This window comes from Streptomyces sp. NPDC040545 (assembly GCF_055595065.1).
Genome location: NZ_JBVIWA010000001.1, coordinates 783,986 through 806,478, shown reverse-complemented (window position 1 = coordinate 806,478; position 22,493 = coordinate 783,986). Strand labels below are relative to the sequence as shown.

At 73.1% G+C, this 22,493-nt stretch carries 24 protein-coding genes; 11 read left to right on the top strand and 13 right to left on the bottom strand.

Going from position 1 to position 22,493, the window contains the following annotated elements; genetic code table 11:
• The first annotated feature begins 190 nt into the window (after positions 1–190).
• Entirely contained in the window at positions 191–1,177 is a 987-nt protein-coding gene (locus ACZ573_RS03905; RefSeq protein ID WP_471298565.1) for an XdhC family protein, read from the top strand.
• Between the two features lie 15 nt (positions 1,178–1,192).
• Here the strand turns inward: ACZ573_RS03905 and ACZ573_RS03900 are convergent, their stop codons facing one another.
• The gene (locus tag ACZ573_RS03900) at positions 1,193–1,516 is read right to left on the bottom strand and encodes a plasmid stabilization protein (protein WP_471298562.1); all 324 of its coding nucleotides are present in this window, start codon (positions 1,514–1,516) and stop codon (positions 1,193–1,195) included.
• Between the two features lie 114 nt (positions 1,517–1,630).
• On the opposite strand from ACZ573_RS03900, the gene ACZ573_RS03895 reads away from it, so the two are divergent.
• The gene (locus ACZ573_RS03895; protein WP_373041067.1) at positions 1,631–2,026 is read left to right on the top strand and encodes a DUF6479 family protein; all 396 of its coding nucleotides are present in this window, start codon (positions 1,631–1,633) and stop codon (positions 2,024–2,026) included.
• A 45-nt stretch (positions 2,027–2,071) separates the two neighbouring features.
• On the opposite strand, the gene ACZ573_RS03890 is transcribed toward ACZ573_RS03895, so the two are convergent.
• Entirely contained in the window at positions 2,072–2,959 is an 888-nt protein-coding gene (locus ACZ573_RS03890; RefSeq protein ID WP_471298559.1) for an ATP-dependent DNA ligase, read from the bottom strand.
• Positions 2,956–3,852, bottom strand: a complete 897-nt coding sequence (ligD, locus tag ACZ573_RS03885) for a non-homologous end-joining DNA ligase (RefSeq protein ID WP_471298556.1) — start codon at positions 3,850–3,852, stop codon at positions 2,956–2,958. The genes ACZ573_RS03890 and ligD overlap by 4 nt, the downstream gene beginning before the upstream one ends.
• Before the next feature lie 31 nt (positions 3,853–3,883).
• Here ligD and ku point away from each other — a divergent pair, with 31 nt between their 5' ends.
• Entirely contained in the window at positions 3,884–5,011 is a 1,128-nt protein-coding gene (ku, locus tag ACZ573_RS03880; protein WP_471298553.1) for a non-homologous end joining protein Ku, read from the top strand.
• 197 nt (positions 5,012–5,208) lie between these two features.
• Here ku and ACZ573_RS03875 read toward each other — a convergent pair whose 3' ends face one another.
• Positions 5,209–6,051 carry a nuclease-related domain-containing protein gene (locus ACZ573_RS03875; protein ID WP_471298549.1) on the bottom strand — a complete coding sequence of 281 codons (843 nt, stop codon included), beginning with the start codon at positions 6,049–6,051 and terminating at the stop codon, positions 5,209–5,211.
• A 186-nt stretch (positions 6,052–6,237) separates the two neighbouring features.
• Here ACZ573_RS03875 and ACZ573_RS03870 point away from each other — a divergent pair, with 186 nt between their 5' ends.
• The 3 genes from ACZ573_RS03870 to ACZ573_RS03860 all read left to right on the top strand — a co-directional run bounded on the left by ACZ573_RS03870 (position 6,238) and on the right by ACZ573_RS03860 (position 8,964).
• A complete protein-coding gene (locus tag ACZ573_RS03870) occupies positions 6,238–6,882 on the top strand; it encodes a hypothetical protein (RefSeq protein WP_471298546.1) in 645 nt (214 codons plus the stop codon).
• Positions 6,883–6,991: 109 nt separating this feature from the next.
• Positions 6,992–7,723, top strand: coding sequence for a hypothetical protein (locus ACZ573_RS03865; RefSeq protein ID WP_471298543.1), 732 nt, complete (start codon positions 6,992–6,994; stop codon positions 7,721–7,723).
• Positions 7,720–8,964: a histidine kinase dimerization/phospho-acceptor domain-containing protein gene (locus tag ACZ573_RS03860; RefSeq protein ID WP_471298540.1), complete on the top strand. Its 1,245-nt coding sequence runs from the start codon at positions 7,720–7,722 to the stop codon at positions 8,962–8,964. Before ACZ573_RS03865 ends, ACZ573_RS03860 begins: the two co-directional genes overlap by 4 nt.
• 840 nt (positions 8,965–9,804) lie before the next feature.
• On the opposite strand, the gene ACZ573_RS03855 is transcribed toward ACZ573_RS03860, so the two are convergent.
• The 3 genes from ACZ573_RS03855 to ACZ573_RS03845 form a co-directional block, all read right to left on the bottom strand.
• Positions 9,805–10,074, bottom strand: a complete 270-nt coding sequence (locus ACZ573_RS03855; RefSeq protein WP_471298537.1) for a hypothetical protein — start codon at positions 10,072–10,074, stop codon at positions 9,805–9,807.
• A 10-nt stretch (positions 10,075–10,084) separates the two neighbouring features.
• Positions 10,085–10,798 carry a TetR/AcrR family transcriptional regulator gene (locus tag ACZ573_RS03850; protein ID WP_471298534.1) on the bottom strand — a complete coding sequence of 238 codons (714 nt, stop codon included), beginning with the start codon at positions 10,796–10,798 and terminating at the stop codon, positions 10,085–10,087.
• A 78-nt stretch (positions 10,799–10,876) separates the two neighbouring features.
• Complete coding sequence (locus tag ACZ573_RS03845) at positions 10,877–11,806, bottom strand: AurF N-oxygenase family protein (protein WP_471298531.1); 930 nt, start codon at positions 11,804–11,806, stop codon at positions 10,877–10,879.
• Positions 11,807–11,974: 168 nt separating this feature from the next.
• Here ACZ573_RS03845 and ACZ573_RS03840 point away from each other — a divergent pair, with 168 nt between their 5' ends.
• Positions 11,975–13,084 (top strand): ferritin-like domain-containing protein, encoded by a 1,110-nt coding sequence (locus ACZ573_RS03840; RefSeq protein ID WP_471298529.1) that lies wholly within the window; start codon positions 11,975–11,977, stop codon positions 13,082–13,084.
• 98 nt (positions 13,085–13,182) lie between these two features.
• Here ACZ573_RS03840 and ACZ573_RS03835 read toward each other — a convergent pair whose 3' ends face one another.
• Both ACZ573_RS03835 and ACZ573_RS03830 read right to left on the bottom strand, forming a co-directional pair.
• Positions 13,183–14,643, bottom strand: coding sequence for a penicillin-binding transpeptidase domain-containing protein (locus ACZ573_RS03835; RefSeq protein WP_471298526.1), 1,461 nt, complete (start codon positions 14,641–14,643; stop codon positions 13,183–13,185).
• Positions 14,640–16,010, bottom strand: coding sequence for an FtsW/RodA/SpoVE family cell cycle protein (locus tag ACZ573_RS03830; RefSeq protein ID WP_471298523.1), 1,371 nt, complete (start codon positions 16,008–16,010; stop codon positions 14,640–14,642). Before ACZ573_RS03830 ends, ACZ573_RS03835 begins: the two co-directional genes overlap by 4 nt.
• A gap of 106 nt (positions 16,011–16,116) precedes the next feature.
• Between ACZ573_RS03830 and ACZ573_RS03825 the strand changes: the two genes are divergently transcribed.
• The 3 genes from ACZ573_RS03825 to ACZ573_RS03815 all read left to right on the top strand — a co-directional run bounded on the left by ACZ573_RS03825 (position 16,117) and on the right by ACZ573_RS03815 (position 17,627).
• Positions 16,117–16,524, top strand: a complete 408-nt coding sequence (locus ACZ573_RS03825) for a DUF6325 family protein (protein WP_150259270.1) — start codon at positions 16,117–16,119, stop codon at positions 16,522–16,524.
• On the top strand, positions 16,524–16,928 hold the full coding sequence (locus ACZ573_RS03820; protein WP_471298519.1) for an SHOCT domain-containing protein: 405 nt from the start codon (positions 16,524–16,526) through the stop codon (positions 16,926–16,928). Before ACZ573_RS03825 ends, ACZ573_RS03820 begins: the two co-directional genes overlap by 1 nt.
• Before the next feature lie 231 nt (positions 16,929–17,159).
• Positions 17,160–17,627, top strand: a complete 468-nt coding sequence (locus ACZ573_RS03815) for a hypothetical protein (protein ID WP_471298516.1) — start codon at positions 17,160–17,162, stop codon at positions 17,625–17,627.
• Between the two features lie 213 nt (positions 17,628–17,840).
• Here the strand turns inward: ACZ573_RS03815 and ACZ573_RS03810 are convergent, their stop codons facing one another.
• The 3 genes from ACZ573_RS03810 to ACZ573_RS03800 all read right to left on the bottom strand — a co-directional run bounded on the left by ACZ573_RS03810 (position 17,841) and on the right by ACZ573_RS03800 (position 19,238).
• Positions 17,841–18,293, bottom strand: a complete 453-nt coding sequence (locus ACZ573_RS03810; protein WP_471298514.1) for a hypothetical protein — start codon at positions 18,291–18,293, stop codon at positions 17,841–17,843.
• Positions 18,290–18,730, bottom strand: a complete 441-nt coding sequence (locus ACZ573_RS03805) for an RNA polymerase sigma factor (RefSeq protein WP_471298511.1) — start codon at positions 18,728–18,730, stop codon at positions 18,290–18,292. The genes ACZ573_RS03810 and ACZ573_RS03805 overlap by 4 nt, the downstream gene beginning before the upstream one ends.
• A 64-nt stretch (positions 18,731–18,794) precedes the next feature.
• Entirely contained in the window at positions 18,795–19,238 is a 444-nt protein-coding gene (locus tag ACZ573_RS03800) for a DUF3995 domain-containing protein (RefSeq protein WP_471298508.1), read from the bottom strand.
• Between the two features lie 859 nt (positions 19,239–20,097).
• On the opposite strand from ACZ573_RS03800, the gene ACZ573_RS03795 reads away from it, so the two are divergent.
• Entirely contained in the window at positions 20,098–21,282 is a 1,185-nt protein-coding gene (locus tag ACZ573_RS03795; protein ID WP_471299062.1) for a C40 family peptidase, read from the top strand.
• Here the strand turns inward: ACZ573_RS03795 and ACZ573_RS03790 are convergent.
• The gene (locus tag ACZ573_RS03790) at positions 21,204–22,493 is read right to left on the bottom strand and encodes a styrene monooxygenase/indole monooxygenase family protein (protein WP_471298505.1); all 1,290 of its coding nucleotides are present in this window, start codon (positions 22,491–22,493) and stop codon (positions 21,204–21,206) included. The genes ACZ573_RS03795 and ACZ573_RS03790 overlap by 79 nt on opposite strands.

The window sequence follows — 22,493 nt, the reverse complement described above, 5'->3', positions numbered from 1 at the left end:
CGGCGAGCGGCGAGCGGCGGGAACACCCGGCCCGTTCCGGTGGTCCGTACGAGGGAGGTGGGGCGGGGTCTGTGGGATCCGGGGGGTGGGTAGGTGTCGGGTGCGTGCGTACGTTGGGGGGTGAGGCCGCATGGCGCCGCCGGCCAGGTGCCGTGCGGCGGGCTCTGGCGATCGAGAAGGGGCGGCGCGGATGCGTGAGCTGGTGGAGACGGCGCGGCAGTGGCTGGCCGAGGGGCGGGCCGGGTATCTGGCCCGGCCCGTGACCGAGCAGGGGTTCGGGCCGCGGGATCCGGCCGGGGCCGTGCTCATCGATGCGCGGGGGGAGTGTGTCGGCACCCTCTACCGCGGGGTCTTCGACGCCGAGCTCGCCGCCGAGGTCGCGGTCCTGCCGGCCGGGGTCACGGCGCGGGTGTGCGAGGTGTCCGTACGGGCCGCCGAGGCCGTGGCCGCGAGGCTGACCTGCGGCGGGCAGGCCGAGTTGCTGCTGCAGCAGCTCTCGGCGATCCCGGCCCAGTGGTGGGAGCTGCTCGGCGACGGGGTCGGGGTGGCGTTGGTGACCCGGCTGAACGAGGCCGCGGACCAGGCCGCCAGTGAGGTCGTACGGGCCACGGACGCGCCTGGTGACGACGCCGGGCGGCGGGCGGGCGAGCTGCTGGCGACCCGGCGGGCCGGGCGCGACGCGCTGTACGCGGAGTCGGGGCTGGTGCTGGTCGAGGCGTTCCCGTCGGCCCCGTACGTGGTCATCGGGGGCGGCGGTGAGCTCGCCGGGATCATCGAGCGGCAGGCGCTGCTGCTGGGCTGGGAGGCCGTGCTGGTGACCGGCCCGGAGGAGGCCGCCAAGGTGCTGGAGGCACGCCGGGACGCCGCGTGCCTGGTCATGCTGAGCCACGAGGAGTCGTTCGACGTGCCGACGCTGCAGATGGCCCTGGACCAGGAGGTGCCGTACGTCGGCGCGCTGGGCTCCCGCAAGACCACGGCCCGGCGGCGGGAGGGGCTCCTCGCGGCCGGGGTCACCGAGGCCCGGCTGGCGCGGGTGCACGGACCGATCGGCCTGGACCTCGGCGCCCGCACCCCGGCGGAGACCGCGCTGGCGATCTGCGCCGAGATCCTGGGGGCGCTCGGGCGGCGCAAGGCCGCCGGAACCCTGCGGGATGCCGACGGCCCCATCAACTCCTAGCGGACGGAAGGGCTTTCACTCCCCCAGGGCCCGCTTGAGCTGTGTCTTGTTCATCTCCGAGCGGCCGTGGATGTTGCGGCGCCGGGCCTCGGCGTAGAGCTGTTCGTACGTGGGGCCCTGCGCGCCCGAGTGGGAGTGCAGGCCCCCGCGCCGGGCCGAGGAGATGTCCTCGAGGGACTCCCTGCTCGCGGTCCGGGATTCGCCGGCCCGGGCGCGTTCCTTGTTCACCGTCCGGGCGGCGATCTCCTGCGCCTTCTCCTCGGGCTCGCCGCGCCGCTCCAGGCCTTCCTTGATGTGCTCGTACTGCCGTTCGCGCTTCGGGGACGATCCGCGGGGCATGGCCGGCCTCCTTCTCGTTCGGTGTGCAGGCACACCGGGCGTGTACCCCGGATGGCCCAAGGCATCCAGGGCATAGCGAAGCATTTCGGACCTGAGTACGGGAACATGGTCGCTATGGACACGACTCTGAGCGTGGACGCGACCCTCGCCGACATCGCATGGTTCCTGGTCGTCGGCATCCTCGTCGCCGGCTTCCTGCTGGGCGGCTTCCTGCTGGGCAAGAAGGTACGGGCCAAGGAGCCACCCCCGCCCACCCCCGAGAGTCAGCCACATCTGCCCGAGGGCGGCGCGGTCTACGAGGTCCGCGAGGAACGGGACCAGGTGGAGATCCCGGAGGGTGGCCTGCGGCCGCACGAGATGCAGGGCTACGGGAACTTCGGCTCCACCACCTCCAGCCATCCGGACGAGGTCCGGGCGGAGCGGGAGTCCGGCTACAAACTCCCGGAGGGGCCGGGACCGCATCCACAGCCGGGGGCTCCGCCGGACGCGGGGCGTGGCGCGCACGCCTGACCCGCCCGCTCCGTCACACCCTCTGACCCGCGCCTCCCGCGCGGGTCAGAGGTCCGTCCGCAGCCGCAGCACCTCCGGTGGCGGGTGCCGGGTCGAGGTGTGCCGGACCTCCGCCGTGAGCGGTGGATCGAGCGCCCGGAACGGGACCTCCCCGAGTCCGATCGCCGTGACGGTGGCCAGGGACGGCGTGGCCGCCCCGCGGGCGGCCACCTCGGCTGCCACCTCCGAACGCAGCGCCGCGCTCAGCGGGCTCGACACCAGCGGGGCCTGGTCCCCGACCGGCAGGACGAGCACCAGGGCGAGCGGGCGGCGCGGGGTGCCGGTGTAGCCGACCACCGCCGCGTCCCGGACATCGGTGTGGCGCAGCTTCTGCCAGCCGCGCCGCCCGGCCGGGTAGGCCTGGTCCAGCCGCTTCACTACGAGGCCCTCGATCCCGCTGGCCGGCAGGGTCTCGTACCAGGTGGCGGCCAGTTCCGGATCGGTCGTCATGGGCACCGGCTGCAGCGGTGGCCCGAGCGGCAGCAGCAGGTCGACGAGGAGGGCCCGGCGGCGCTCGTACGGGCGTGCGCGCAGGTCCAGCCCGGCCAGTTCCAGCACGTCGAAGGCGGCGTACGAGGCGGGCAGGCGCTGCGCGAGTACGGCGGCCCGTGCGGCGGTGGCTGCCGCCCGCCGCTGCACCAGCGCGAAATCCGTACGTCCGGCGTGCCAGACCACCACCTCGCCGTCGAGGACCGTGTCGGCGGGCAGCAGCAGCGCGGCCGCGGCCAGGTCGGGGAAGGCGCTGGTCACGATCCGGCCGGAGCGCGCCTGGAGCGTCACGTCGCTCGCCGAGCGCAGCACGACGAGCCGGTGGCCGTCGAACTTCGGCTCGTACGCCAGTCCCGCCCCGCGCGGCAGGGTACGTACGGGCGCTGCCAGCGCGACGCGGATCATGGCCGGGCCCCCGGCAGCGGTCGGGCCTGCGCCGGGTCGGTCAGCGGGCCGAAGAGGTCCCCGTCGCGGGCGAGCCTCGGGGCGATGTCGTCGGCGAGGAAGACGAGCCCGGCGGCGGTCCGGCAGGCCTCGACCTCGGCCCAGGACACGGGCGCGGAGACGGTCGGGCGTGGCCGCGCGCGCAGGGTGTAGGGCGCTGCGGTGGTCTTGGCGGCGGCGTTCTGGCTGTGGTCGACGAATACCTTGCCGGGGCGCAGCGCCTTGGCCATGCGGTGGACGACCAGGCCGGGGAGCTCGCGCTCGGCCTCCTGGGCGAGCTGCTTGGCGTACGCGGACACCCGCTCGGACGGGGTCGGCTCCAGCGGCACGGCCAGGTGCATGCCCTTGGAGCCGGAGGTCTTGGCGTAGGCGTGCAGGCCGTCGGCGGCGAGCCGCTCGCGCAGCCAGAGCGCGGCGGCGCAGCACTCGACGACGGTGGCGGGCGGGCCGGGGTCGAGGTCGAGGACCATCCGGTCGGCGAGGGCGGGGTGGCCGGCGGTCCACTGGGGGGTGTGGAACTCCACCACGAGGTTGGCGGACCACATGAGGGTGGCCATGTCGGCGACGACCACCTGGGCGGCGGAGAGGTCCTCGGAGCGCGGCACCGGGGTGGTCCTCACCCAGTCGGGCGTGCCGGGCGGCGGATTCTTGGTGAAGAAGAGCTGCCCGTCCGGTCCGTCGGGGTAGCGCAGGAAGGACACCGGCCGGTCGTGGATGTGGGCGAGCAGCGGTTCCGCGACGGTGGCGTAGTAGTGCAGCACCTCGCCCTTGGTGAAGCCGGTCTCCGGGTAGAGGACCTTGTCGAGATTGCTGAGCGCGATGCGACGGCCCTCCACCAATGTGATCGGCGTCATACGATGAGACTGCCACGAAACAGGAGGAACCGTGCGATCTATATGGAACGGGGCGATCTCCTTCGGCTTGGTCAGCATCCCGATCAAGCTCGTGAACGCCACCGAGAGCCACTCGATCTCCTTCCGCCAGATCCATGTGAGTGACGGTGGGCGCGTTCGGTACCGCAAGGTGTGCGAGCTGGACGGCGAGGAGGTGCCCAGCGCCGAGATCGGCAAGGGGTACGAGGAGGCCGACGGGTCCATCGTCCCGATCACGGACGAGGACCTGGCGCAGCTGCCGCTGGCGACCGCGAAGACGATCGAGATCATGTCGTTCGTACCGGCGGAGGAGATCGATCCGCTGCAGATGGACGCGGCGTACTACCTCGCGGCCAACGGTGCGACGGCGGCGAAGCCGTACACGCTGCTACGGGAGGCGCTCAAGCGGAGCCGGAAGGTCGCGATCGCCAAGTACGCACTGCGGGGGCGGGAGCGGCTGGGCATGCTGCGGGTCGTGGACGACGTGATCGCGATGCACGGGCTGCTCTGGCCGGACGAGATCCGGGCGCCGGAAGGGGTGGCTCCGGAGGGAGCGGTGTCCGTACGGGAAGCCGAACTCGACCTGGCGGACGCGCTGATGGCGACGTTGGGGGAGGTGGAGATGGCCTCGCTGCACGACGACTACCGGGAGGCCGTGGAGGCGCTGATCGTGGCGAAGTCGGGTGGGGCGTTCGAGCCGACGGAGGCCGTGGTGGAGCCGGCCGGCGGGCAGGTGATCGACCTGATGGCGGCGTTGGAGAAGAGCGTGCGGGCCGCGAAGGCTTCCCGGGGGGAGGCGGATGGGGAGGGCGAGGCGGAGGCCGAGGTCACGCCGATCCGGCGGAAGGCGGGTGCGGGTGGCGGTGCTGGTGCCGGTGCCGGTGCTGGTGCTGGTGCGGCTGCGCCGAAGGCGGTCGGTGGGAAGAAGTCGACGTCGACGGCGGCTTCGGCCAGGAAGACGGCGGCTTCGGCCCCGACGAAGAAGAAGACGACGGCGACCGGCAAGTCCGCGGCGGGCAAGTCGACTTCGGGCGCGGCGGCGGCCAAGAGCACGGCCAAGACGGCCAAGACCGCGGCGGCCAAGAAGACCGGTGCGGCGGCGAAGAAGGCCGCGACGCCGCGGAAGCGGAGCTCCGCCTGAACGGTGGCGGTGGGGGGGCGGGCCCCGTCGGTGCCTGCGGCGCTCTCCCCTACCCGCCCCTTCCCGAAACCGGGGCTCCGCCCCGGACCCCGCGCCTCAAACGCCGGCGGGGCTGGGATGTGCGGCGGTGGGGGCTGGGGTGTGCGGCCGGGCCGGGGGACGGGGTGGGGGACGGGGTGGGGGACGGGGTGGGCGCCTCAAACGCCGGCGGGGCTGGAGTGTGCGCCGGCCGGGCCGGAGTGGGTGCCGAGCCAGGTGGTGGTGTCGCGGGCGCGGGCGAAGAGGGTGTCTAACTCCGGGGGTTTCAGCGTCGCGGGGGATGCCGCGAGGTTCGGGGTCGCCGAGGGGGGCTGGAGGATGCGGATGTCGCGGACCGTGGGGGCCGTCTCGACCCGCGAGGCGTCGACCAGTGCCAGCGCCGGGGTGACCTCGGCGGCCAGGGCCGCCGAGGCGAAGGCCGCCGCGCGGCGGATCCAGCGGGGGTCCGGGCGGGGTTCGGTGCGGCCCACCGTGAGCAGGAGGTCGCCGATCGCGACGCGCTGGCGGCGGCCCGGAATCGTACGCACGCAGAAGATCCCCGCCGGGCCGATGAGCAGGTGGTCGATGCGGCCCGGCCCCGGCAGCGGGACACAGTGCAGGGTCCGCCAGCCCTCGGGTTCCAGGGCGTCGAAGGCGTCGCCCATCCGCTGCTGCGCGGTCAGGTCCTGGCGCAGCCGGTGCCGGGCTCTGGTGCCCGCCGGGCCGTGCTCCAGTTCGCCCAGCAGGGTCTCCCCCGGGCGGTTCGGGGCCAGGTCCGCGTCCGGCGGTAGCGCGAGACGTCGCAGGTCGGAGGCTGTGGGGACCGGGGGCGGACCGATCGAGACCGTCCCGCTCAGGTAGGGACGGAGCACCGCCAGGATCGCCTCGCGGTGATCGTCCGCGAGGACGCTGATCCGGTTGGCCTGCCGGTCGTACCAGGCCACCGCCTGCCCGTCGGGCAGATTGACGTACAGCCGGCCGCGGCCGGGCCGGCCGCTCGGCAGTACCTTGAGTCCGCGCATCACCCTCACCCCCGCCGTCCATGGGAGCAGCCGGGGCGCCGCAGGGCAATCCCTCGGATGTGTAACGACTCCGACGGAACCTTGCGACTCCGCTGTTACACGAACGGGGCGCTGCCGCAACGGCCCGGCCCTAGGTTTGACCCACCTGGATGGCCCAGGCCCTGACCGGCACCGAAGGATTTCCCCGTGAGCACCGTCAGCCGCCGCACTCTCGTTCGCGCCGCCGCCGTGACCGCATGTGCCGGAAGTCTGCTGGCGCTGCCCACCGCCGCCGCCCTGGCCGAAGGAGTGCCCGCGGCCTCGTCCGCGCACTCCGCGGCCCCGCGCTCCATCCTCGTCAAGAGCCTCTCGCTCGCGGACGGGGTCTCCACGGCGAAGATCTACCGCACGGCCGACGGCGCCTACCAGGCCGAGATCCTGGCGGCCGACGGCACCAAGGCGGCCACCCTGACCAGCCGTGACGGGGTCACCGCCGTCGGCGGCTCCGGGGACCTGCACGCGGCGCTGGCCCCCTCCGGGCGGCTGACCTCCTGGGTGGGCGGCGTCGCGGCCCAGGGCGGCGACCACACCGTGGCGGGTGACGGGCACAAGACCGGGACCCGCAACGAGGCCCGCGGCGGGCAGGTCGTTCCGGCCTCCGTTCCGCGCGGGGCGGCCACCGGGGACACCCACGTCGCCGCCGACGGTTCCGGCGGCGGGCGGCGGCTGCGTACGCTGGCGGACGGTCCCGGCGACGGGGTGCTGCTGCTCGCCGCCGCCGGCGGGATCGCGGCCGTCGGCGCCGCCGGGCTGGGCTTCGCGATGCTGCGCCGAGGGCGTACTGACAGCTGAGACCGCAGGGTAAAACGGATGTACCTCCGCATATGGTTGACCTGGTCGAAGTGATCGGCCGTCGGCGTATCGCGGGCAGAAGGGCACAGGAGCTGTGAACAGGTTGCGCTTGCGCGTATCCGCGCGCCGGCTGCTCCCCCTCCTCGCGCTGGTCCCGCTGCTGGCGGGCTGCGGGGACAGCGGCGGGCTGGTGAGCGCCGGTTCCACGCCGACCGCGAGCGGACCCGTACATCTGTGGCCCGACCGCCGCGGGGCGTCCGTACCGCCCGCCGATCCGGGTGGGGCCCCGCCCGAGTACGTCAAGGGGATCCCGCCGGTCCGCGACCAGGACGTGCACGCCGTCGACCCGGTGGCCCTCGTCCAGGCCGAGCTGCGCGCCCATCCGGACACCGAGGTCGGCGCGGACGGGATGCCGCCGCGGACGGCGGCCGCGATCCAGGAGTGCGCGAAGGCCGAGGACGAGGACGAGCAGGATCCGGAGGCGTGCCCGGTGCTGAAGCCGTACTACCGGGACCTGACGGGCAACGGCAAGGACGAGCTGATCGTCGGCATCGAGTTCCCGGACAAGATGATGTCCGTACGGGTGTACACGGCCGACCCGGACGGGCGGCTCAACCGGATCATGGCGACCACGGAGACCGTCATCATGGTGGAACTGGCCGGGCGTGACGTGATCCTGCGGGTGCCCAGCGGCAACCACGGATACGAGCTGATCACCGCCTGGTCCTGGGACGAGAAGCAGCTCACCATGCTGCCGACGCGCGAGCAGATCGTACGGGTGCCCGGCAATCCGCAGGCTCCGGGGAGCCGGGAACCCGCTCCCGTGCCGGGCCGGCCGTGACGCCCGTGCGGCTGCCCGCCTGGACGGCCACGCTGACCTGGAAGTCGGCGTGCTTCATCGTGGTGATGTGCTGCTCGCTGGCGGCCGTGCTGGGCGCCCTCGTGCACGTGGAGGTGACCCGGCAGACGGTGGCCACGGCACGGGAGAAGGCACTCGGCCGACTGCTGGAGGTCTCGCGCGCGTACGAGGCGGGCGAGCCCCTTCCGCGCGGTTCGTGGCTGGATCCCGTGGGGCTGCCGCCCGAGCTGCGGGCGCTCGCCGTCAGCGGGCGCCGGGGCACTCTGGTGGCGGACCACCGGGGCCGCCCGACCATGTGGGCGGCGGGCCCGGCGGACGGCCGGGCCCTCGCGACCACCGTCGACTACGGGCAGAGCGCCCGCACGATCAGCGGGCTGGACCACGCGATCATCGGGTCCTCCCTGCTGGCGATCGGCGGCACGCTCCTGGTGGGCGCCTTCGCGGTGACCCGGGTGACCCGACGCCTGCACCTGACGGCGGCCGTGGCCCGGCGGATCACCCAGGGCGACCTCGACGCGCGCGTGGACGACCCGCGGACGAGGACACCCTCGCGGCATCAGGACGAGGTGGCGACGGTGGCGGCGGCGCTGGACACCATGGCCGGGAGCCTGCAGTCGAAGCTGGAGAGCGAGCGGCGGTTCACGGCGGACGTGGCGCACGAGCTGCGCACACCGCTGACGGGCCTGCAGGCGGCGTCGGAGCTGTTGCCGGAGGGGCGGCCGACGGAGCTGGTGCGCGAGCGGGTACGGACGATGCGGCAGCTGACGGAGGACCTGCTGGAGATCTCCCGGCTGGACTCGGGCAGCGAGGTGGTGGAGAGCGATCTGCACCAGCTGGGGCGGCTGGTACGCCGGGTGGTGCGGGCGTCCGGGACGGACTCGGAGGTGGTGATCGTCCGCGACGCGCACGTGGAGACGGACCGGAGGAGGCTGGAACGGGTGCTCGGGAACCTGGTGGCCAACGCCCACAAGCACGGGCGGCCGCCGGTGGTGCTGACGGTGGACGGGCCGGTGGTGACCGTACGGGACCACGGGGACGGCTTCCCCGACTACCTGGCGGCGCACGGCCCGCAGCGCTTCCGCAGCGGGGGCGGCAAGGGGCACGGGCTGGGGCTGACCATCGCCGTGGGGCAGGCGGGGGTGATCGGGGCGCGGCTGGAGTTCCGCGCGGCGGAGGACGGCGAAGGCGGCGGCCTGGCGGTCCTCACCCTCCCGGGCCACTAGCCGGTCTCCTGCCGGAGGCGGGCCCCGGGCGGGGCCGGCTCGACGCATGCGCGGCCGCGGGCGCGGTGTTGGCGGCCGGAGACGCCGGGGCGGCCGTGCGGGCTGCGGGCTCGGCGTTGGCGGCCGGAGACGCCGGGGCGGCGGCGCGGCCGCGGGCTCGGTGCCTGCCGGAGACGGCGGGGCAGTGGTGTTCTGCGCGGGCCGACGGCCGGGGCTGGGCGCGCGCCGGGGCGTCTCCTCGGGCGCCGAACGTGACGAGGGGTCGGAATGCCGGGCGGCAGTGCGTTCGGCGCCCTGCGGGGAGCGCCCCGACACACACCCAGCCCCGGCCTCCGCACCCTGCCGGTTCCTGGCCGGAGGCTCGACGGGCAAGGCGGCTCCCCCGTCGCGGGACTGGGCGGAGGGCGGGGACGGGTGTGTGCCGGGGTGTCCCCGCAGGGCGCCGAACGCCTTGCCGCCGCGCTTTCCGACGCCTCGTCACGTTCGGCGCCCGAGGAGACATCCCGGCGCGCGCCCGGCCCCGGCCGGAGCCCCCGCCCCGGCGTACTCGGCCACCGCCGGAGCCCGACCCGACGCTCGCGGCCCGGAACCGGACCCGGGCCAGGACACAGCCCCGCCGGAGCCCCCGCCCCGGCGTACTCGGCCACCGCCGGAGCCCGACCTGACGCTCGCGGCCCGGAACCGGACCCGGGCCAGGACACAGCCCCGCCGGAGCCCCGCCCCGGCGTACCCCGACCCGGTCGGAGCCCTGCCACGACGCGCCCGGCCCCGCCCCGCGTACTCGGCCCGCGCCGGGGGCCGACCCGACGCTCGCGGACCCGGAAAAACGGACCGGCCAGGTCAAGGGCGGGGGGGCTTCGTCCAGGGCCAGCGGACCTTGGGCTTGGTGCCCGAAGGGCGGAAGTCGTACTTCCAGCCCTTCTGCAGGCCGAGCCGCTTGGAGTACCCCGCCGGGACGCGTTCGTACAGCAGTACCGTCGGCGGGCCGCCGTCCGGTGCCGGGACGGGGATCTCGTACCACTTCGGGGGGTGTCCGGTCGGGCCGAGGAGGACGGGGAGGACCCGGCCGTCCATCGGGCCGCCCTCGAACGGGGTCGGTTGGCTTCTCACCCCACCAGTGTCACAGCAGGTGGGCGGCCTCGGACACCACCGGGATCACGCGGCGGGCCAGGACCCCGACCGGGCCGTCCGCCGCTTCCAGGGCGAGGGCGGCCCGGGCGGCCGCGGCCGTTTCCGGGTCGGTGGCGGCGGTGGCCGTCAGGAGGGCGATGAACTGGTCCAGCAGCCAGTCCCGCAGACGCTCGACCTCGGGCTGCTTGCCCTCGTCGATCCATATGAGGGAGGCCGCCTCGACGGCCGTGATCCACGTACGGACCATCATGCGCAGCCGGGGGCCGGGGGCAGGGACGCCCAGGTGGAAGAGGATCTGCTCGGCGGCGGCCCGCCGGATGCCGTCGACCGTCGCCGTCGTGCGGGAGGTCTCGACGACGCTGCCGCCCTGCAGGAGGGCGGCGAAGCCGGCGTCGTGCTCGTCGACGAAGGCGAGGTAGCGGTCCAGGGCCCGGGACAGACGCCGGGTCAGGGGCCCCTGCTGGGGTTCGGCGAAGCACAGTTCGAGGAGGTCGGCGGCCGAGCGGAGGGCGGCCTCGTAGAGCTGCTGCTTGCCGCCCGGGAAGTAGCGGTAGACGAGCGGGCGGGACACCCCGGCGGCCTCGGCCACGTCGTCGAGCGAGACCTCTTCCGGCGCCCGGTGCGCGAACAGCGAGAGGGCGGCGTCGAGGAGTTGGGCTCGCCGCTCCTCGACGCTCAGCCTGCGGTACGCGCGTACGGTCATGTCCGCAGGGTAGCCCCGCGGGCGCCGGACGAGTGGGTGTCCTGTGGATCAGGACCAGCGGCTCGCCCCGTCCACCCCCTACGCCAGCAGCCCCGAGCTCTGCCAGAGCCTGCGGCCGACGCCGCGCAGCACACCGATGTCGTCGAGGAAGTCGGTGAGCCGCTTCGCGCCGCTCTGCATGACCTCGCGGCGGTGGCCGCTCGCCTTCACCTGGGCGACGGCTTCGCGGCGGTCCAGGCCGATGTTGTCGTAGACCGACGGGTTCACGAAGGCCAGCGAGAAGACGCGGGCGGCCTCGCCGCAGCTGATCCGGGTGAGTTCCTGCTCCCAGCGCGGGGCCGTGAGCATCTGGCGGCGCAGTTCCTCGCGGGCGTACCGGACGTGCCGGGCCTCTTCGATGACGTGGATCCGGGTGACGCCGCGGACCAGCGGCTGGACGCGCTCGTCCGGGAAGGTCAGGCGCTGCATCCAGTCGAGGATCTCCTCGCCGAGGAGGGTGCAGGCGAAGGAGCCGGGGGTGGTGGAGACGGTCTTCAGGATCCGCGCGAGGTTGTGGTTGAGGCGGGAGACCGGGTACTCGGGGGCGCCGGCCTTCTGGATCATGCGGGCGAACATCATCGAGTGGCGGCACTCGTCGGCGATCTCGGTGAGCGCGTAGCGGACGTGCTTGCTGGTCAGGGACTTGTCGTAGATGTGCCGGACCATGAGCTGCATGAGGATGATCTCGAACCAGATGCCGAGCGAGCCGAGCGCCGCCGCCTCGTGGCGGGAGAGGTCGATGCGCTGCTCCTCCCCCATCGTCTTCCACAGCGGGGTGTCGTAGAGGGAGAGCAGTTCCGGCGGCCAGTAGTACTTGCCCTCGATCGCCGGGGCGTCCCAGTCGAGTTCCTTGTCGGGGTCGAAGGAGTGCTTGGCCGAGGATTCGAGCAGTCGCTCGGCTATCTGCTCGCGGTCCTTGAGCAGGCCGAGGGCGTCCTGGAGCGCGGCTCGTTCGGTCACGGTCGTCATGGGTTCGGACACCTCGTCGTCGAGTTACCGGCGGTCACTTCTTATGAGACTGCCTGTCAGCAAGGTCGTCAATCCCTCGCGCACGACTTGTTGACCCCGTGTCTACCAACGTGTGACGCTGCCAACTGTCCGGTCCCACACGGCAGTACGTGAGACGAGGGGGCGTCAGTGTCGACGCATGAGCTCTACACCAAGAACCCGGGCGACCCGGTCTGGCAGGTTCCCGCCGCCGGCTCCGCCCGCTTCAGCTGGGAGTACGCCGACGGCCGCGAGCGGCTCCTGGCGCTCTACCAGAAGGGCAAGGACAAGCAGTGGGACGGCGGCAAGCGCATCGACTGGGACATCGAGGTGGACCCGTTCAATCCGCTGGGCACTCCCGAAGAGGCCCTGCCGCTGTACGGGACGCGGCACTGGGCCAAGCTCACCGCGAAGGACAAGGGCGAGCTGCGCCGGCACTACGCCTCCTGGAACTTCAGCCAGTTCCTGCACGGCGAACAGGGCGCGATGGTGTGCGCGGCACGCATCGTGGAGTCGGTGCCGGACCTGGACGCGAAGTTCTACTCCGCCACGCAGACCATGGACGAGGCCCGGCACGCCGAGATCTTCGGACGCTTCCTGCACGAGAAGGTCGGGATGCTGTACCCGATCAACGACAGCCTGCAGGGACTGCTGGGCGACACCCTGCGCGACTCCCGCTGGGACATGCCGTACCTGGGCATGCAGGTGCTCATCGAGGGGCTGGCGCTGGCCGCCTTCGGCCTGATCCGCGACACGACCACCAAGCCGCTGCCGAAGCAGCTGCTGGCGTACGTGATGCAGGACGAGGCCCGGCACGTGGCCTTCGGGCGGATGGCGCTGCGCGACTACTACAAGCAGCTCACCGACGCCGAGCTGCGCGAGCGCGAGGAGTTCGTGATCGAGGGCTGCTACCTGATGCGGGACCGGCTGCTCGGGGTGGAGGTGCTGGAGAACTTCGGGATCGCGGCCAAGGAGGCGGCGCAGATCAGTGAGCAGTCGGAGTTCCTGCACCTTTTCCGCAAGCTGCTGTTCAGCAGGATCGTGCCGTGCGTGAAAGACATCGGGCTGTGGGGCGAGCGGCTGCAGCGGGCCTACCTGGACCTCGGCGTCTTCGACATGGGCGACTCGAACCTGGACCTGCTGATGAGCCAGGACGAGGAGATCGCCGAGGCCCTCGACCGCGAGCGGTTCGCGGCCGAGGAGTCGGCGCGGGTGGCGGAAGTCGGGGCCGTCATCGCCGACGGGGTGGACGCCCCCTGAGGAACGGTCCTGCCGGTCGAGCCCGGCCCGGTCGGCGAGGCGCCCCCTGAGACGTGTCCGGGCGGCCCCCGGCGGGCGGGACGGCCGGCGGGGCGGTGTCAGCCGGTGGCCAGCGCCGCCTCCATCACCGCCCGCGCGATCGGCGCCGCCGCACCGTTGCCGCTGATGTCACCCCGGTCCGCCGACGCGTCCTCGACCACCACCGCGACCGCCACCTGCGGCAGCGCCGCGCCCTCGGCCCTGGCCCAGGAGATGAACCAGGCGTACGGGGTCCCCGCGTTGCCGACCCCGTGCTGCGCGGTGCCCGTTTTGCCGCCGACCACCGCCCCCGGGATCGCGGCATTGCGGCCCGTCCCGTTCTCCACCACCTTGACCATCAGCTCCTGCAGCCGGAGGGCGGTGGCCGGGTTCATCGCCCGGCCCAGGCTGCGCTGGTCGCCGCGCCGGACCTGGGAACCGTCGTCCTGCGTCGTCCGTTCCACCAGGTACGGGTACTTGAGCTCACCGCCGTTCGCGACGGCCGCGGCCACCATCGCCATCTGCAGCGGTGTCGCCGTGGTGTTGAACTGCCCGATCGAGGAAAGGGCCAGCTGATCCTGGCTCATGTCGGTGTCGAAGTTCGACCGGGACACCCATGAGGGCACCCGCAGCCCCTCACTGTTGAAGCCGAAGCGCCGCGCCGCCTCCACCATCCCGCGCAGCCCGACCTGCACCCCGATCTTCGCCATCACCGTGTTGCAGGACCACTGCACGGCGTCCGCCATCGAGGCGTCCTCGCAGCCGGTGCCCGCGTTGGGCAGCAGGGTGCTGGTCCCGGGCAGCGGGTAGGGGTCGGGGGTCCGGGTCGGCGCGTCCACATCGGTGACCACGCCCGCGTCGAGCGCGGCCGCAGCTGTCACGATCTTGAAGGTGGAGCCGGGCGGGTACGTCTCGCGCAGCGCCCGGTTGAGCATCGGCCGGGCGGGGTCGGCGTTCAGGGCGGACCAGGCCTCCTTGACCTTCGTACCCGTACCGGAGAGCACGGCCGGGTCGTACGAGGGGCTGCTGACCAGCGCGAGGATCTTCCCGGTGGCCGGCTCGACGGCGGCCACCGCACCACGCTTGCCCGCGAGCCCGGCGTACGCGGCGAGCTGCATTCCGGAGCGGACGGTGATGGCGGCGTTCCCGCCGGCGGGGCGGCCGCGGGCCAGTTCGTACCAGAGCGGGAAGGCCGAGAGCCCCGGGTCGGTGCCCGACAGGATCGCGTCCTCGGCGCGCTCGACGAAGCTGGTCCCGTAGGTCTGGGAGGAGAAGCCGGTGACGGGCGCGTACAGCGGGCCGTTCGTGTACGTCCGCTCGTAGCGCAGCAGTTGGCCGCTGTCGCGGGAGCCGGTGACGGGGCGCCCGTCGACCAGGATGTCGCCCCGCGGTTCGGCGTAGCGCGCGATGGCGGGGCGTTTGTTGGCCGGGTTCGCGCCGTAGGCGGCGGACTCCCAGACCTGCACGCGTGCGATGTTGACCAGCAGGGCGACCATCAGGAGGGCGCAGAAGTACGCACACCAGCGGATGTGGCGGATCACTCGGCCGGCTCCTTCGCGGGGCGGGGTCTGCGGGCGCTGTCGCTGAGCCGGACCAGCAGGGCGACGATGATCCAGTTGGTGACGACGGAGGAGCCGCCCTGCGCGAGGAAGGGCATGGCCATGCCGGTGAGCGGGATCAGGCCGCTGACACCGCCCGCGATGACGAACACCTGGAGCGCGACGATCGAGGCCAGCCCGGTGGCGAGCAGCCGCCCGAAGGGGTCGCGCAGGGCGAGCCCGGCGCGGAAGCCCCGGGCGACGAGGAGCCCGTAGAGGATCAGGATCGCGGCGAGGCCGACGAGCCCGAGCTCCTCGCCGGCGGTGGCGAGGATGAAGTCCGACTTGGCGGCGAAGCCGATGAGGAAGGACTGGCCGTGGCCGAGGCCCGCGCCGAGGAGGCCGCCGGCGCCGAAGGCGAAGAGGGACTGGGCGAGCTGGCCTGGGCCCTCGCCGCGCTCGATGGAGGCGAAGGGATTCAGCCAGTCGTCCACCCGGCTGTGCACGTGCGGTTCGAAGGTCCCGACGGCGTACGCGCCGAGGGCGGCGAGCAGGAGTCCGATCGCGATCCAGCCGATCCGCCCGGTGGCGGTGAACAGCATGATCACGAACAGTCCGAAGAACAGCAGCGAGGTCCCCAGATCCCGCTCCAGGACCAGCACGCCGACGCTGAGCAGCCAGATCGCGAGGATCGGGCCGAGGACGCGGCCGGGGAGGAGCCGGAGCTTCCAGAAGAGCCGGCGGCCGGTGAGGGCGAGCGCGGTGCGGTTCGCGGCGAGATAGGCGGCGAAGAAGACCGCGAGCAGGATCTTGGCGAACTCCCCCGGCTGGAAGGAGAGCCCGGCGAACCGGATCCAGATGTGCGCGCCGTTGACCGCCGGGAAGAAGACGGGGATCAGCATCAGGACCAGGGCCACCGCGACGGAGAGGTACGCGTACCGCTGGAGCGCCCGGTGGTCGCCGAGCAGCGCGACGACCAGCACGAAGAGCCCCACGCCCAGCGCGGACCACAGGAGCTGGTCCCCGGCGGTGAGATGCCCGGGGGTGGTCACGTCGAGGCGCTGGATGAGGACGAGGCCGAGTCCGTTGAGGAGGACGGCGATGGGGAGCAGGAGGGGGTCGGCGTAGGGGGCGCGCAGGCGGACGGCGAGGTGCGCGAGCAGGGCGGCGACGCACAGGCCTGTGGCGTAGCGGGCGGCGGGGCCGGGGATGTGGCCAGTGGTGGCGAGGCCGACGTAGAGGTGACCGAGGACGGAGATCAGGACGGCTCCGGCGAGGAGCGTCAGCTCGACGCCGCGCCGTTTGGGGGCGCCGGCGCCGGGGGGCGGGGGCGGGGCGGGCTCCGTCACCTTCGCCGTCAGAGCGGTCATGCACCGAAACGTAGCAAGCAGGCGGATGATATGTCCGCTTATGCCATAGTGTGCCGAAGAGTCGTCACAAACGGTCGGAAGTGTCGAAAGTGAGGAGCCGAGGCGCATGGGACCTGTGGAATTCATCGTCCTCGCTTTCCCGGAAGAACAGCTGCGCGCCCCGGCGGTCGAGGCCGTGATGGGGCTGCGCAAGACCGGGGTGGTCCGGCTGATCGACGGGATCGTGGCGACGAGGACGGCGTCGGGGGACGTACTGGCGGCGGAGTTCGACGAGTTCGTGGAGCTGCACGGCCTGCTGACGGGCCGGGACGTGGCGCGGCTGATCGGGCCGGAGGACATCCAGGAGGCGGCGGGGCTGCTGGAACGCGGGAGCTGCGCCCTGCTGCTCGTCGTCGAACACCTGTGGGCCGAGGACGCGGCCATCGCCGTGCGGGCCGCGGGCGGCCGGATCGTCGGCTCGGTGCGCATCCCGCCGGACCGGGTACCGGCGGACCCGAGGGCGGGGGTGGCCTGATGTTCATCCGCCCGATGGGAGTAACGGTCCGCCCGGCGAACCGCCCGCCGGGGCAACCGCTGCTGCGGGGCCTGCTGGCGCGGGCGACGGGAGCCGCGGAGCCGACGGCGGGCTCGGTGGGGTCCGCGGAGCCGGCGGCCACGGGTCCGGTGGGCCTGGTGGGCCCGGCCGAGCCGCCGTCCGGGGCGCCGGGCGGGGAGCCGTCCGGGGCGCCGTCTGAACCCTCGCAGCCGGCTGAACCGGAGCCGGCGGCGGCGATCCCACCGGACCGGACCGCCGCGGCCGGGCAGGTCCCCTCGGCCGGCCTGGTGGCGGAGCTCACCCAGCTGGCCGACCTGGCCCGCGAGGGCCTGCTGACCCCCCAGGAGTTCACGACGGCCAAGGCCCGCCTGCTGCGCGGCTGACCCGCCTCGGACGGCCGCGCCGTCTCCGCCTGCCGGGCGCAGGCACCGCGTGCGCGAGCCGGCCGGGCGTCAGCAGGGGCCGGGCCGGGAGGAGCAGGAGAACCAGGAGCAGCAGGAGCGCCCTCCGCGCAGCCCCGCAGGGCACAGCCGCGACGGCCGGTACGGAGCACCCGGCGGACGCAACAGGAGGGTCGCGGCGGACTGTCGGCGGCTGGACCTACAGTCGGCCGGATGAGTGACTACTACGACCTGTTCCTGACGGTGGAGCTGCCGGGGGACCTGCCCGAGCCGGCGCTGCGGGAGCTGCGGTGGCTCCTGGGCGAGGCGGAGATGCCGCAGTCGCCGGAATCGGCCGACTGGGAGTCCTGGGGGTACCCGTGGCAGGTCTTCGACGGCGGCATCCCGAGCCACGCCTTCGACGGAGTGGACGGCTCGTCCTTGCTGCGGACGGGGAGGACGTACGCGGACGGCAGCGTGCCATGGGCCCTGACCGTCCGGACGTGCATCCACGAGGACGAGTTCGGGGTGGTGATGGACGTCGTCGCCTGGGTGCTGCGGCTCGCGAGCACGCGCGGATGGGTCGGCTTCCTGCGATACTCCGCCTCGGACGAGGTGCAGCACCTCGTCCGAGGCGAGGACGGGTTCGAGGTGGTCGACGTCCGCGCGACCGGGCGGCCGAGCCGCGTGTCCTTCGCGTAGCCCCGCCCGCGTCCGACCGGTCCGGCCGTCACGGACCGGCGGGCGCCACGGGCCGCCCACGACCCCGATCCCACGCTCGCTATGCGTCCGGCGGCCGCCTGTGGCCGCCCGCAGGCCGGATCACTACGGGTGACCGGGACCGCGCCGGGCGCCGACGGTGCCACCGGCGAAGTGGGTGGTGGCGGTCGCCTCGCGTGCGGTGCGGTCGGCCGGTCACAGCAAGGCCGTCAGGCGCTGAACGCTGCGGCTGCCCTCTCGGCGTACGCCCAGGGGGATCAGAGCGGCGTGGGCCGGCAGGCGCACTCCGCCGGTGAACGCCACCCGAGTTCCCGGACCTTCCGGCGCCGCCGCCACGCCGAGCAGGAGGAATCGGCTCTGCAACCAGCACCAGCCGGGCTGCTGCACTCCGCGCAGTCGCGCCCGCATTCCGTACTTGCTGCGCGCCAGCGCCTCTACGTGCTTGCCTTGCCGACGGACGACGCGCAGCCGCTCCATGTCGGGCACGACCTGCCCGAAGGCGCCTTCCAGGTCGCCCAGCAGGGACCAGACCCGTTCGAAGGGGGCGTCGATGTACGCCTCGGTCACGTAGGCACCGCGAACGCCTCCGGCCAAGGCGTGCAGGCGGCGTACGGGGTCAAGGTCCGTGACGGGCCAGGGCTCGTTCATGACGTCCACGCCTTCCTGAAGGTGTTGCGGGCGCGGTGCAGCCGCGACTTGAGGGTGCCCGTGCGCAGGCCGAGCAGGGCGGCGGCGGTGCGCTCGTCCAGGCCTTCGATGTCACGCAGCATCAATACCGCGCGCTGCTCGGGGGAGAGCCGGCCGAGTACGTCCTTGATGTCGGCGGAGAGTTGCGGGTCGCCTCGGTCGGGGAGCGTGCTGAGATCGGCCGGTACGGTGCGGGCGGCGCGGTGCGCGATGCGAATCGCCTCCCGTACGGCGATGGCACGGACCCAGCCGTGCAGTGCGGCCGGCTCCTTCAGCGTGCGCAGCGACTTGAAGACCGCCACCAGGGCTTCCTGCGCAGCGTCCGGGCCCTGGCCCAGGGCTATGGGCGCGCAGACGCGACTCACGTACGGGGCGAGGACGTCCAGGAGTTCGGCCATGGCGAGAGTGTCGCCACGCTGGGCGGCTCGCACGAGGCGGACCGTCCGGTCTTGGGGTCGTTCATCAGGCACTGGCCGATTCCTTCCACCGCGCCACGCGCAGAGCGGCGACGGCCAGGACGGCGCACAGCGGCGTGTAGAGAACGAGGTTGAGCCAGTAGAAGGCGGTGCCGGTCTCCTTGGCGAACAGCCAGTAGATGCCCGCCGAAGCACGCAGCGAGAGGCCCGCGGCCACGGCCAGGGTGCCGACGCGGAGTATCAGAGGGCGGGGCCGGCGCAAACGGGCGAGGACGAAGGCGGCGGCGGTGAGGAGCAGGGCGACAAGAGGAAGCAGGACCGGTGGTGTGAACGGCACGTCCGTCCCGAGAACTGCGTGGGACAGGCTCTTGTCGTCGGCCGCGGGCCATGTGGCTCCCGTCGTCCAGTACAGGTGGAGCACGGCGTCCGCGGTGAGCACCGAGGCGACGAGCGCGGCAGCGCGGGTCGGGGCGGCGGGCCGGTACGGCATGGGTTCTCCTACATCGGCGAGAGGATTCCGTCGCCCTGGTGAGGAGCCATCCCAGCAAAACGTTCCCTCGGAGTAGGCAAATTCTTCATGGACCAACTGGTCGACTGGCCGGCTTCTTCTTGCAGCTTGCGAGCTCGTTCGGCCCGGCTACTCCTCTGGAGAGGCGCCTGACGGGTGACCTGGGTGAACAACGGTGAGACAGCGGCTATTTCGTCGTGGATGCGGGTCAGCGCACATGGGCGGCCAGAAAGGCCAACCGTTTGCCCCAATTACCCCTCTTCGGGCACGAGGCTGTGCGGTGATGCTCGCGCTGACCCGGCTCCACGACGGAATAGCGAGCGCCCAGCCCCGGACGGCCGTCGGACGCTGAGAGATGAGGAGCGCGTAGCGATCGGATGCGCTTCCCCCGACCCGGGCCCTGGTCCGTGATGGGCCCCGCCTCCTGCTCGTCCCCCACGCCCAACCGGGTCGCGCATCTCTGGCCGCCCCGTCCTGCTCCTGGATCGCCCGGCCCGTTCCTTTGGGGGTTTCCCGGCAGTCTTTCGTTTCTCCGGGGCGGGTCGGTCGGTCAAGGGTGGCCGAAGGCCATCGCGTAGCGACGCGACGAAGGAGCGCCCTTGAGGGACCGGCCCGACACGGAGGGACGATGGGACTGACGGGAAACCCCCATACACATCCCTGATTCCGATCAAGAGAATCCCGCCCCCGGGAGCCCCCGCCCGCCCCATCGCGCCCCATCCCACCCCCAACCGGGTGACCGCCCGCGACCGGCCGACTCCGTTGGAGGATTTGTCATACCGCGCGTGGCAGCATCGGCCGTCTCGGAGGTGATCCCATGTCACATCGGCTGTCATATCGGCTGTCATATCGGCCGCTTCGCGCCGTCTGCATCGCCGCAGCGCTCGTCGTCGCCGGGCCGGTCCCTGGGGCCGGGGCCGAGCCGGGGCTTCCCGAAGGGGAGTCCGTCGGGGTGCTGCTGACCCGCCTGCAGGGCCTGTACCAGAAGGCCGAGGAAGCCGCCGAGGCCTACAACGCCACCGACGTGGCCCTCCGGGCCGGCCAGGCCGAGGAGCGGCTGCGCGCCGCCGCACTCGGCAAGGCGCGTACGGCGCTCGACTCCGAGCGGGCCCTCGCCGGGCGGATCGCCCGGGAGCAGTACCAGGGCGGCCAGGGGCTGTCCTCGTACGCGCGGATGCTGCTCGCCGGGAACCCGCAGGCCGCCCTGGACCAGCGTCGGCTCGCCGCCCGCGAGGGCGCCCGGCGGGCGGGCGTACTGGCGCGGCTCGCCCGGGGCGAGAAGGAGGCCGACGCGCTCGCCGCCCGGGCCCGTGAGGCCCTGGACGCCCGGCAGGCCCTGGCCGCGCAGCAGAAGATCCACAAGGACGAGGTCGCGGCGCAGCTCAAGGAGGTCGAGCGGGTGCTCGCCGCCCTGACCCCGGAACAGCTCACCCGGCTCGGCGCGCAGGAGGCCGAGAACACCGCCTCCGCGCAGCGGGACCTGGTCGATTCGGGCCGCCTCCCCGCCCGTACGGGCACGCCCACGGCGGCCGGTGGTGCCGCCCTCACCTACGCGGCGGCCCAGATCGGCAAGCCGTACGTCTGGGGCGCCGAGGGGCCGGGGTCCTTCGACTGCTCCGGACTGACCTCTCAGGCCTGGGCGCACGCCGGGCGCACCATCCCGCGGACGAGTCAGGAGCAGTGGGCCCAGCTGCCGAAGGTGCCGCTGGACCAGCTGCGCCCCGGGGACCTGGTGGTCTATTTCCCCAAGGCCACCCATGTGGGCCTGTACGTGGGCGACGGCAAGGTGATCCAGGCGCCGCGGCCGGGGGCCCTGGTCAAGGTCTCGCCGATCGCCGCGAACCCGCTGCTGGGGGCCGTCCGGCCGGACCCGGACGGCGCCCCGCTGGCGGAGTTCACCCCGCCCGAGCTGCCCGAGGCGGCGGGCGGGGCGGGGGACGATGCCGGCTACTCCGCGGAGGAGGCCCCGGAGGCCCCGGACGTCACGGCTGCCGGCGCGGACGCCGACGCGACCTCCGCCAGGTAGTCGGCGGTGTCCTCGGGGTCGTAGAAGTACGAGTCGAAGTCGGCCGGGTTGTCGAAGCCGTTGGCGAATCGATTCGCCACCGGCTGGAGCTGCCCGGCCGCGCCGATCAGGTTCAGTACGTGCTCCGGCGGGACGCCCAGCATCGCGTTGGTCCACTGGGTGACCGGCTTGCCGGTGGTGAACCAGTACTTGTCGAAGGTGGCCTTCATCCATGCCTCGTCGAACGGCTTGTCCCCGTGCATGAGGATCGACGACAGGTACGAGGCGGCGCACTTGGCGGCGGAGTTCGAGCCCTGCCCGGTGATCGGGTCGTTCGCGACGACCACGTCCGCGACGCCCAGCACCAGGCCGCCGCCCGGGAGGCGCCCGATCGGGTTGCGGACGACCGGCGCGTAGCGCCCGGCGAGCGTGGCGCCCGCGTCCGTCAGCTCCACCTCGGTCGCCCGGGAGTACTCCCACGGCACGAACTTCTCCATCAGCCCCAGCGTGAGCGCCAGGTGCTCCGCCGGGTCCTTGACGCCGTTGAAGACGTCCAGCGGACCGCCCGGGATGCCCTCCCAGAACAGGATGTCCGCCCGGCCCGAGGTGGTCAGGGTGGGCATGACGAACAGCTCGCCGACACCCGGGACCAGGTTGCAGCGGACCGCTTCCGTGTCCGGGTGTTCCGGGCGCGGGCCCAGGCCGTGCACGTAGGCGACGGCGAGCGCGCGCTGCGGGGCGTCGTACGGGGAACGCGCCGCGTCCCGCCCGAACATCGAGACCAGTTCGCCCTTGCCGGCGGCGACCAGCACCAGGTCGTACGTACGGGAGAAGAAGTCGAGGTCGGCGACCGAGGCGCCGTGGATGACCAGCTGCCCGCCGCGCTGCACGAAGGTGTCGAGCCAGCCGGCCATCTTCACGCGCTGGTCGACGGACTGCGCATACCCCTTGAGCCTGCCGAGCCAGTCGATGGCACGGCCGGCGTCGGGGGTGGCGACGGAGACGCCGAGGCCCTCGATCTTCGGGGCCTGCTGCTCCCAGAAGTTGATCTGGAGATCACGCTCGTGCTGCAGGGCCGTGTCGAACATGCACTGCGTGGACATCACCCGCCCGGTGCGGATCTCGTCCGCCGTCCGGTTGGAAAGGAGGGTGACCTCGTACCCCTTCGACTGGAGTCCGAGGGCGAGCTGGAGACCGGACTGGCCGGCTCCCACGACAAGTATCTTGCGCAT